This window comes from Natrarchaeobius chitinivorans, assembly GCF_003841505.1.
GTDB classification, from domain to species: domain Archaea; phylum Halobacteriota; class Halobacteria; order Halobacteriales; family Natrialbaceae; genus Natrarchaeobius; species Natrarchaeobius chitinivorans.
This window is the reverse complement of the sequence record NZ_REGA01000012.1, coordinates 135624-144969: the sequence shown is the minus strand read 5'-3', so window position 1 is coordinate 144969 and position 9346 is coordinate 135624. Positions and strand designations below refer to the sequence as shown.

Annotated in this window: 9 protein-coding genes and 1 pseudogene; 6 read left to right on the top strand and 4 right to left on the bottom strand. The window is 54.6% G+C overall.

Annotation, left to right across the window (positions count from 1 at the left end; genetic code table 11):
- Together EA473_RS14090 and EA473_RS22580 are read left to right on the top strand one after the other, a co-directional pair.
- A pseudogene (locus tag EA473_RS14090) lies at positions 1–213 on the top strand (IS4 family transposase); the annotation flags it as partial.
- Between the two features lie 732 nt (positions 214–945).
- Positions 946–1467: a hypothetical protein gene (locus tag EA473_RS22580; RefSeq protein WP_207890189.1), complete on the top strand. Its 522-nt coding sequence runs from the start codon at positions 946–948 to the stop codon at positions 1465–1467.
- A 121-nt stretch (positions 1468–1588) separates the two neighbouring features.
- On the opposite strand, the gene EA473_RS14080 is transcribed toward EA473_RS22580, so the two are convergent.
- The 3 genes from EA473_RS14080 to EA473_RS14070 all read right to left on the bottom strand — a co-directional run bounded on the left by EA473_RS14080 (position 1589) and on the right by EA473_RS14070 (position 4301).
- Positions 1589–2059, bottom strand: a complete 471-nt coding sequence (locus tag EA473_RS14080; RefSeq protein WP_124196290.1) for a hypothetical protein — start codon at positions 2057–2059, stop codon at positions 1589–1591.
- A 274-nt stretch (positions 2060–2333) separates the two neighbouring features.
- The gene (locus EA473_RS22575; protein WP_207890188.1) at positions 2334–3143 is read right to left on the bottom strand and encodes a hypothetical protein; all 810 of its coding nucleotides are present in this window, start codon (positions 3141–3143) and stop codon (positions 2334–2336) included.
- Positions 3144–3167: 24 nt separating this feature from the next.
- The gene (locus tag EA473_RS14070; RefSeq protein ID WP_124196289.1) at positions 3168–4301 is read right to left on the bottom strand and encodes an endonuclease NucS; all 1134 of its coding nucleotides are present in this window, start codon (positions 4299–4301) and stop codon (positions 3168–3170) included.
- 179 nt (positions 4302–4480) lie between these two features.
- Between EA473_RS14070 and EA473_RS14065 the strand changes: the two genes are divergently transcribed.
- The 4 genes from EA473_RS14065 (at position 4481) to EA473_RS14050 (ending at position 8406) form a co-directional block, all read left to right on the top strand.
- Complete coding sequence (locus EA473_RS14065; protein WP_124196288.1) at positions 4481–5902, top strand: FAD-binding oxidoreductase; 1422 nt, start codon at positions 4481–4483, stop codon at positions 5900–5902.
- A gap of 141 nt (positions 5903–6043) precedes the next feature.
- On the top strand, positions 6044–6961 hold the full coding sequence (locus EA473_RS14060) for an NmrA family NAD(P)-binding protein (protein ID WP_124196287.1): 918 nt from the start codon (positions 6044–6046) through the stop codon (positions 6959–6961).
- 616 nt (positions 6962–7577) lie between these two features.
- Positions 7578–7838, top strand: coding sequence for a HalOD1 output domain-containing protein (locus EA473_RS14055; protein ID WP_124196286.1), 261 nt, complete (start codon positions 7578–7580; stop codon positions 7836–7838).
- Between the two features lie 121 nt (positions 7839–7959).
- The gene (locus EA473_RS14050) at positions 7960–8406 is read left to right on the top strand and encodes a DUF7344 domain-containing protein (protein WP_124196285.1); all 447 of its coding nucleotides are present in this window, start codon (positions 7960–7962) and stop codon (positions 8404–8406) included.
- 267 nt (positions 8407–8673) lie between these two features.
- On the opposite strand, the gene EA473_RS14045 is transcribed toward EA473_RS14050, so the two are convergent.
- The gene (locus tag EA473_RS14045; RefSeq protein ID WP_243645264.1) at positions 8674–9219 is read right to left on the bottom strand and encodes a YbhB/YbcL family Raf kinase inhibitor-like protein; all 546 of its coding nucleotides are present in this window, start codon (positions 9217–9219) and stop codon (positions 8674–8676) included.
- Between the last annotated feature and the right edge of the window lie 127 nt (positions 9220–9346).

Below are 9346 nucleotides of genomic sequence, written 5' to 3'. Positions count from 1 at the left end.
GCGGACGATGAGATCGTGTTTCCGCCGGAACGCTGGGCGGCGACCTTCCGGTCGCACGCCCAGCTCATCCTCCACGAACTTGGCGAATATCTCGGCTACTCGCCGCCACCGCTGCTCGACCGACTGATCGACGACGCACAGAAGATTCACCAGCAACGGCCAGTGTTACAAGAGACGCTCGCTACCGCTACGCAACCGAGGTGTGAGTCTTAGCTAAAGACGAATAAACTCAAGACCGGAAGCGAGATCCGAGGGCTCGAATTCTTGCGTTCCGCCGATGACGCTCATCGATATACCGTCGGAAAACACCCCTAAGTCGAGGCGTTTGCTCGCTCCGAATGGAAATTCGGAACCCCCGACCTCACATTGGGCCCGATCTATCTGAGTCGTTTCCCGATACCGTGCAGTGTACTCCTCGTGATCGGGAACTGGGCCCCTCGCGCCCGAGGATTCCCCAACCGCAACGGATTCTACTTCAGCCGGCGGTAGTACTGAACACACTCGTGATCGGACGTCCTCTGCGAGAGAACGCTCATCGCTATAGTTTGCTGGATTTCGCAGGAAGGCTTCCGCGGTGGTCTCCACCGCGAGATCAAGGGCCTGCTGGATACGAGCCATATGGAAACCATGAGGACGTACCGGTAAAATAGTCACACTGATACATAGAATCGGAGTTAGGTTCTGCCGTAATCTGGGTCAACAGCAACGTTGTGCATCTCAGGCTCAATGTTCCTCTCTTACCTCTTCTTCCGGGTGGACTAACGCGCAACTTCAGTGAAGTTCTGTGAGCGCCACCCCTTGATGAGGGAACTCCCGCGAGAAGGTTCGACTACGTTCTGAACCCGGTTCGCGAACGCTCGTTCGAACGCAACTCGATTGATGGATTTCGTGACCCCCTGAGACAACGGGCTCAAACCGGCGACCACCTCTACGCGTACGTGGAACGTGAATCCCGCAACCGAGTTCGCGCTAGGATCACGAGAGCAGTCGCCCATCCACGCATACGTCGCAGACCACGGTGAACCCGTGAACAGAAGCAACATCGAACACGTCACGATCGCCGGTCGCTCCGTCGCTGTATCAAAGGCTCTAACACCCGCCGATCGAGCACTTGTCGCCGACGCCATTCACACGACTGAACCGGTGAAGAAAGCTTGCTTCGCCAACTCGCTCGAGATGTGGCAGTACGACGACCGGTTCAAATACGTCGAAGGGTTTGCCGTTGCTTCCGAGTTTGATGTCGACTTCGAGCACGCGTGGTGCATGCTTGACGGGGAAAAGCTCGTGGACGTGACGACCCCGTTCGACCATTACTATGGCGTCGTCGTTACGGATGAGGACACCCTTCGGCAGTACTACGACATCGGAAAAACGCACGGTACATACGGCATTATCGGCAATCATCACGACCGATTCACGTTTCTCCGAGAGCGAGGATACATCGAAGGTCAGAGAAGACGTCCGTAGTCTTTCCCGTTGCCTTCTCTGCAGCGCGGTTTCTCTACGAATACGGGATAAGAAACGAGCACCAGTAACTGCTCTCGGTCAAACGGGTCGAGAATCGCCTGAGACGATGATATTCTACTTTTCACGAGGACTCCTCACTGAGTACGTCCAGAATCAAGTCGCGCACGTACAGGTTCTGTCGCCAGTCGTAGGACGTCTCGGCATTTTCCAATTCATCCGGCGCGTCTGCATCGAACTGGTCTCGCCATTTCGCGATCTCCCTGTCGATCCGCTGCAACTCATCATGCAGTTCGTCTTCGGCCATTTCAGCGAGGCGTTCACGCTCTTGTCGTCTCAATTCGTCTTCCTCCCATCGCCACGCATCCTCACCATCATCGACGAGCGCGGGTTCCCGTTCGGCCAGATCTGCAACGAGGTTTCGAACGCGATCCTTGTCGATGCCGCACGCCTTGGAGATATCTCCGAGATCGATACGGTTGATCGAGGATCCGACGTAGACCTCCACGCGCCGCTTGTCGCACCATTCTGAAGGCCAGTCCACCCCACTATCACGCTCAACGTCGGCACTGTCGAGTGTGAAGTCATCGTTCATCGGTCTTGGGTTACTATACATTAGCCAGACTGCTAAAACCCGTGTTTATGGGCGTATCAGGGCTAAATGCGATTATTTCTTCCAGAGTCAAGGAGGGTTGGACTGGACAGAGTCACGTACCAGCAAAATAGGCACGTGGATACATCGGATCAGAGCTATATTTTGACCGCAATTAGGATCGACAGCGTCGGTGTGCGTCCCGGTCTCGTTTTAGCTATCTCATTCCTTCTTCGGGATGGATGCCATCGAACAGCCACATCGATGACGTCTCGCACTAGTTCGAAGACTCAACCTCGTTAATTCGGAGTGAGTACCGGTCGGGCAACCCTTCGATGAGCATCCGTATTTTGAGGACGCGTTCCTCTTGCGCTAGTCGTTCCATCGCAGCGACCTGTGATCGTTCGAATGAAGCGTTTCCGGTTTTTATCTCGCAGTAGTACCGCTCCAAGACCTTTCCACTCCACCCATCTTTTGCCACGACCACGCAATCGGGAACCCAACTCTCTCGGTCGTCACTCGAGGCGTCGCTGAAAGAGACGAGAGAACCGGACTGAATATCGATGTTCAATCCACTCTCTAGCTCATCGTCGTGAATATTCAGATCCTGCCGAACAAAGTAGTAGAGCGCGTGTGGCTTTGAAGATTCGAGCAGAATCGCTTCGCCGAGAGTGCCGTAGAGATTCGCGCCGATGTCGAACGTCCACACGTCGCCGTCGACGTCGGCCGGCTCCTTTATCGACGGATTGTGGTCGGCGAGGATGTACGCATCGACATCCCGAGGATCGTTGTCGGGTGCAGCTTGAATTCGTAATGAACCATCCGATGCCGACAGCTGGCGGGCATAGTCCTCAGCGTGTGATCGTGAGCCGAAGTCGAGAGTGCGACCGTGCGTCTCGATAACCTTGACGAGTTCGCTGTTTACGTCGAGAGCGCCTGATTTCACCTCGACGACGAACCCCGTTCGGTCTCCCGATTCGATCGGATCAGCAGTGTATTCGCCGACGGTCTCATCCTCCGTCGATTGCTCAACGAGGTTTCCATCGACAAACCTCAGTTGCGATGTGTTCAGTTCATCATCGGACATCGAGTCAATCCTCCGTAGTCGGTATCATTCAGCATTGAGCATGATTTCGTGGCCGATCGAGACCAACTCTGCATAGCGGTCGGCCAACTCGTCAAGAAACGCGTTGTCTCGAACGTCGGTCACCGAATCGACATCCCAATGGGCTGTGACGATCCGGAAGGTGTTCCGGTCTTGATCGACTTCGAACCCGGCGCGTTCGAAACGGTTAGTGGCGCTACGTAGTTGACCAGCCAGCGACTCTTTGTCCACCTTGTCGATTTCTAATCCGCGACTGGTCACGTCGATAGCAAGCCGAACATGGCCCTTTTCGAGCGGTTTCACGCGAAGCCCGTAGCGCACTGCGTCCGGATGGTCGGGATGGAGAGACCGCATTCGCGGTTCTCGGTGATCGAATCCTCCGGGGAACAATTCATCGGGTGCGGAAGCATGAGTGACCTCCGCGAAGGCCGGGTAAGCCCGGGAGACGATCGCTTCGTTGATCTCGGGATACGTAATGACGTCTTCTTCGCGGGGCTGCACGCGTTTATCGTCGTAGTCAACTACCGTGGAGGCAACCACAGTCGGCGACGGTTTCTCTCCCTCTGCAAGCTGGAATCGTTGTACCTCGACGCATTGGAGGTGTAGTCCCTCATCTCGAAGATATCGTGCATTTGCAGCAGTCCGATCTGTGATCTGCTCGGCCACGATGACCATCCGCTGGTGGTGATTGAAGCTTTCCGGCTCTAGAGTGGTGCCGAAGTGAGTGCTGAACGCGTCGAGCAACGTCTCGTCGGTTGGCGTCGGCGCGTCTGGCCAATTCGCGGTATCACATTCGGTCTGATACTCCTTGTAGACATCATTCAGATCGTCGTACGTGAACCACTGCAGGGCCTGCGCGTACTGCTGCGGTTGGCTGAGAATCGAACCTTCCGAGGCGCTTCCCGAGCCGCTGTCTCCCTTCTTCAACTCGAAGACTACGACGTTGCCGTACTTGTCGATGCCAAGCAGATCGAGCGTGCCGGTTTCCACGCCGATTTGCCGTCCAATGATCAGAACTTGCTCATCCAGCAATAGGGATGGTATCCTGTAAAGGAGTTGCTCCAGTCTCTTCTCCGACTGAAATGGGTTGACCTCCCGTTTTACCGGTTTCTCTCCCTCGAGTAACTCATAGGCTCGCATGGGTGCTCATAGATAGCAATCGAGTTGAATGTTAAGGAACTGTAAGTGGTTGTGGTGAGTTGACCGAGTTTGTAGCAATAGCGAAGGGGAGTGGCATTTCGATTGTCATTTGTTGTTTTAGGAATGAGATCGTAGCGTGACCGTTACATATAAGAATAAATGATATAACAAAACGAATGATGGCTGATCACAAGCATCCGCTCGGTGTTATTGCATCATTGGATGAGAAAACTCTCAAAGAATTCGATGACGATCTGCGTGGAGACCTTATCCTCCCTGACAGTGACAAATACGAGGATGCGCGGAACGTGTGGAACGGTCTGGTCAACACGTATCCAGCCATCGTCGCCCGTGTCAAAGGCGCGACCGACGTGGCCCGCGCCATCCGGTTCGCCCGCGGCAACGACCTCGAAATCTCGATCCGCGGCGGCGCCCATCACCAAACGGGTAGCGCCATCGTCGAGGGCGGCCTCGTCGTTGACCTCGAAGACCTCGACAGCGTCCACGTCAATCCCGAGGCACAGACCGTCCGAGTCGAACCCGGGTGCCGTGCCGAGGACGTTCACGCTGAGACCCAACAGCACGGTCTCGCCATCCCAACCGGAAGTGCCGGCGATGTCGGGATTCCCGGGTCGACGCTCGGCGGCGGTATCGGCTGGATGCGCCGGAAGAATGGTCTTGGCATCGACGCCCTTCTGAGCGTCGAAGTCGTCACCGCCGATGGCGACGTCGTGAAGGCCTCCCCCGACCATAACGAGGATCTGTTCTGGGCGGTTCGCGGTGGCGGCGGCAACTTCGGCGTCGTCACCAGCTTCGAGTTCGAGCTGTACGAGGTCGGCCCGCTCGTGCAGGCCCTTGGGGTCTTCTATCCCCGTGATGCTGCCGAAGACGTCTTCGAGACCCACCGTCAGGTCATAAGCGACGCGCCCGAGGAGCTGACCACCCTTCTGCTCGACGCCCACGTTCCCGGGCTACCGCCGATGCCGGATGAACTCATCGGCGAGGACGCGGTCGTCATTCTCGGGTGCTACACAGGCGATCCTGAAGATGGCGAGGAAATAATTGAACCCCTTCGTAGCGTCGCAGAACCGCTGCTAGATATGAGCGACGTGATGCCGTACGAGATGCTCCACGACCTCGGCACGCAGATGTACCCGTGGGGTCGCAAGTACACCCACCGCTCGGTGTTCGTAGACGAGATGACTGACGACATCCACGACATCATCTTTGAGCAGAAGGCAGCGGCTCCAACCCCGATGTCAGCCATCGGTGTTTGGCCGCTCGGCGGCAACGTTGGCCACGGCCCCGACGCCGCCTTCGCGTGGGACGACAAGGAGTACATGATTACCATCGAGGGCAACTGGGAGGACTACGAGAACCAGCCGACGCTCGACTGGGCCGCTGAGACTGAGCGCCAGCTTCGTCGAGCCGGTGGCAAAGGCTCATATGCGGGCTTTACAGGTGTCGACGAACAGGACTGGGAGGATTGGCAGACGCAGGTCTACGGTGACAATTACGACCGTCTCGCCGATGTGAAAGCCGAGTACGATCCGGACAACGTCTTCAGCCGCAACGTCAATATCGAGCCGTCCGATAACTGATCGGACATTAAACTGATAAACGACGCAAACTTCCTCAATCCGGATTCATCTAGGTGCTATTTCCTCGTCTTCGCGTTTGTGATAATGCGGAATGAAAAGTTGCATTTTTATTGAATTATCACATACAGTTGGAACTGACGTATGTCGGATGACACGATTCTTGTCGTCGGCGGCACTGGGAATCAAGGACAGGCCGTTATCGAACAACTCAACGACATCGATACCGACTATGAAATTCTCGCTCTGACGCGAGACGCGTCGACCGAACACGCACAGGCAACCGCCGAACTCGGTGCTGAACTCGTGGAGGGCGATCTTGTGGATCCAGAGACGCTCCAGCCGCATCTCGACCGTGCGGACAAGGTGTGGGCCACGATCAACTTCTGGGCGGTGGGCTACGACGCCCACATCGAGCTGGGCGAGAACCTCGCAGAAGCCATTGAGGCGACTGACGATCTCGATCACCTCGTCTACAGCGGTGCTGGGGATCAACAGAGCGATACGGACGTGCCGCACCTCCACTCACACTACGTCGTCTCCGAGCGACTTCGAGACACTGGGGCGCCCTACACCGCGCTGAAGCCGGTGTACTTCATGGAGAACTGGGAAACCATCGGCGTCGAAGACGGCGTGCTGGCGTTCCCCCTCGACGAGGACACGCACCACCACCAGACGACGTATCGCGACACGGCCCGGGCCTCTGCTGTCGCCCTCGATAATACGGCTGAGTTCGCCGGAAACGAGTACACCATTGCCAGCGACCTCTTGACGTTGGAGGAAACGGCGGACGTCATCAGCGACGTGACCGGAGAAGATGTCGAGCCGTATCACGTCCCGCTAGACGAGGCCGAAGAGGAGTTCGGCGAGGAGTTCGCGGTTATGTGCGACCACTTCATCAACGGAGGCGGCCACACGTCGTTCGAAGCGAACATTCGTCGTGTTGAGCGCGAATTCGGCTTCACCCCTCAGGCCTTCGAGGAGTACTTACGCGAGAACGACTGGGAAGGCAGCAAGGACGAACCAGCCCACGTTCCCGGGTGGGTAAAAGCGATGCAGTAACAATTGCGATGATCACACTGAACTGAACACCAACTACAAACCTGACGACCTTTTCTATCGACATCGATCTCAGGGCTGTGAAACCAACGCTGCTCGGGCAGCCTTCATCTTGTATAGAAGGCGTGAGGACGACCGCGTACGCCGTGTCCTCTTGACGGATGTAGACGCCCGACGTGTGGCTGGTGTCGTATTCCGCTCGGTCGAACCACGGAAGGTCTGAGGGAGCTTTAGCCACCTCGTCATACTCACTTTCGGACATCTCGATCTCCGCTACGCCGTTTCCATCGTACGCCTGTTGGAGACTATGCTGCACCGGACTGACGTTTCGAATCTGATACTCACTTTCGGACATCTCGATCTCCGCTACGCCGTTTCCATCGTACGCCTGTTGGAGACTATGCTGCACCGGACTGACGTTTCGAATCTGACCGTCAGACCGTCGGTAACAGTCGCATTGGTGGCTCATCGCCTTCCAACACTTCTAACATTCCTCTTCAGAAAGAAAGTAGACGAAACAATTGTAACTAAGAATAATGTTTGTCCGAGAATTTATTACCCAAGCCGATGACCCCGTTCAATGTAGTGAGACACGGTCATACTAGGAGAGGGGGTAGCTTTGAATAGTCAAGAATTGGCCAGTCCGACACTTACCGTTGTAGAATTGATCGCAGAAAAAGAGAAAGTGGATCCTGTGGAACTTCAACCTCCACTACATAGTGTTGTGGATACTGAGGCATTGGATCGGATGATTGAGTCTATGAGTGGGGATGGACGTGTTGAGTTCCAATATTGTGATTATCAAGTCACGGTTTTCGGTAGCGGAGAGGTTAAGATCGCGAGAATAACGAACAACCAGTCGAGTTCACTTGTTGGATAGCGGATTTCTGGGACTTCTGAACAAGCGATCAAGTTAGTGGTTCATCAATTTCGCGTCAATGCTATATGTCCTTTGGTAACCCTCCACAAACAATATTGTCTAGTAGATAGTATCCCGACATATGTCTGACGGAGACTCCTGTAGGGACGATGAAGAAAAGTGTAGACGATCATCGGCAGTGAATGAGTTGAAAGACATAGCGGAAGACGGCGGACGTAGCCCGGAGGATATCAGCAAAAAGAAATTAGAGAGGTTCCTTCAGTCACTCACCAGTCAGCGGCGACGATATATTCTGTACGAGATGCAAGAAAACGAAGTGAATGGTATCGACTCGCTCGCAACCTCGGTAACAGCGATGGTACAAAAGGTGCCAGAAGACGAAGTTGACACTGAGGCTGTTGAGAGGATGAGGGCCCAGTTGATGCATTCTGAGCTGCCAATGCTGGCGGATGCTGGGCTTATCGAGTATGATCAACGGAGCAAGGCGGTTCGGTACTCTGATCCACACGCAGTATTGGATACAGTCCTTCAGTTGTGTGCTAACATTGATGCGCCACGTAATCAGTGATAAATAGTTATCAGTTGGAATATCGTGATGTAATGCACTAATATAGATATTTTCTACATTTCCTTAGGGATATCATAGAACTCCTCCTTCGATGTTAATTACACCCAATTCGATGTCGAATTGTACAATGAGTAAGGATGCGTACCGAATACTCACAATTAATCAGGTCGTAGAACTGATAGGAAACTCTTCCAAGGTGCAGTTCGCTCACACCCTTTGCGAATCGGTCGACCCGGTCAGTACAGTGAAAATATGTGTTTGCTGTAATTAGAACGCTGTCCCCTGTGAGGGATCGTACGTCCCGACGAACTGTGTTGCTGCGAGAATTTCGCCCTCCATCGTGGCAGTCATCTGGACGACCGCCTTGCGTGCCGCTGGGTCTAGCCCAAGTTCAGTATCGAGCGCGAGGAGTTTGAAACGATAGGCGTGAGAGTCATCCGGCGGTGAGGGCCCACCGTAGTCAGCCTCGACGAAGTCATTATACCCAACAGTCGCGTCCTCCGCTGATGGCTCCCATCCTCGCGGAATCGTTTCGATGTCAGGGTCGATATCCCAGACCAGCCAGTGGTCGTACGTAAACCCGACTGCATCTCTGGCATCGGGATCATCCATAACCAACACGAGCGATTCGGCCTCCTCCGGAACGTCGTCGATTTCCAGTTCAGGATTCTCGTTTTCGTTCACGTACCCGACGTAGTCGGGCATCTGTTCCCCGTCGTTGAAATCGGCCGCTTCAACCGACAGGTCACCGTACTGTTCAACATCGACCTCCAGCAGCGATGTCATTCGTGACTCCCTCCATATCCATTCCAATATTTCAGAATAATAATTCTTATCTTTTCAATGCAGATATACTGGCAGGTTCTAACAATTCATGTAGGGATCGAAGCCCATACGGTAACTACTCTGCCTGTATCTTGTACGCGAGTCTTGGCAAGAC

Bases quoted from the DNA above. Each gene is read 5' to 3' on its own strand.
- EA473_RS14070 (WP_124196289.1), bottom strand. From the start codon at position 4,301: ATGCGAGCCTATGAGTTACTCGAGGGAGAGAAACCGGTAAAACGGGAG.
- EA473_RS14080 (WP_124196290.1), bottom strand. From the start codon at position 2,059: ATGAACGATGACTTCACACTCGACAGTGCCGACGTTGAGCGTGATAGT.
- EA473_RS22575 (WP_207890188.1), bottom strand. From the start codon at position 3,143: ATGTCCGATGATGAACTGAACACATCGCAACTGAGGTTTGTCGATGGA.
- EA473_RS14065 (WP_124196288.1), top strand. From the start codon at position 4,481: ATGGCTGATCACAAGCATCCGCTCGGTGTTATTGCATCATTGGATGAG.
- EA473_RS14060 (WP_124196287.1), top strand. From the start codon at position 6,044: ATGTCGGATGACACGATTCTTGTCGTCGGCGGCACTGGGAATCAAGGA.
- EA473_RS14050 (WP_124196285.1), top strand. From the start codon at position 7,960: ATGTCTGACGGAGACTCCTGTAGGGACGATGAAGAAAAGTGTAGACGA.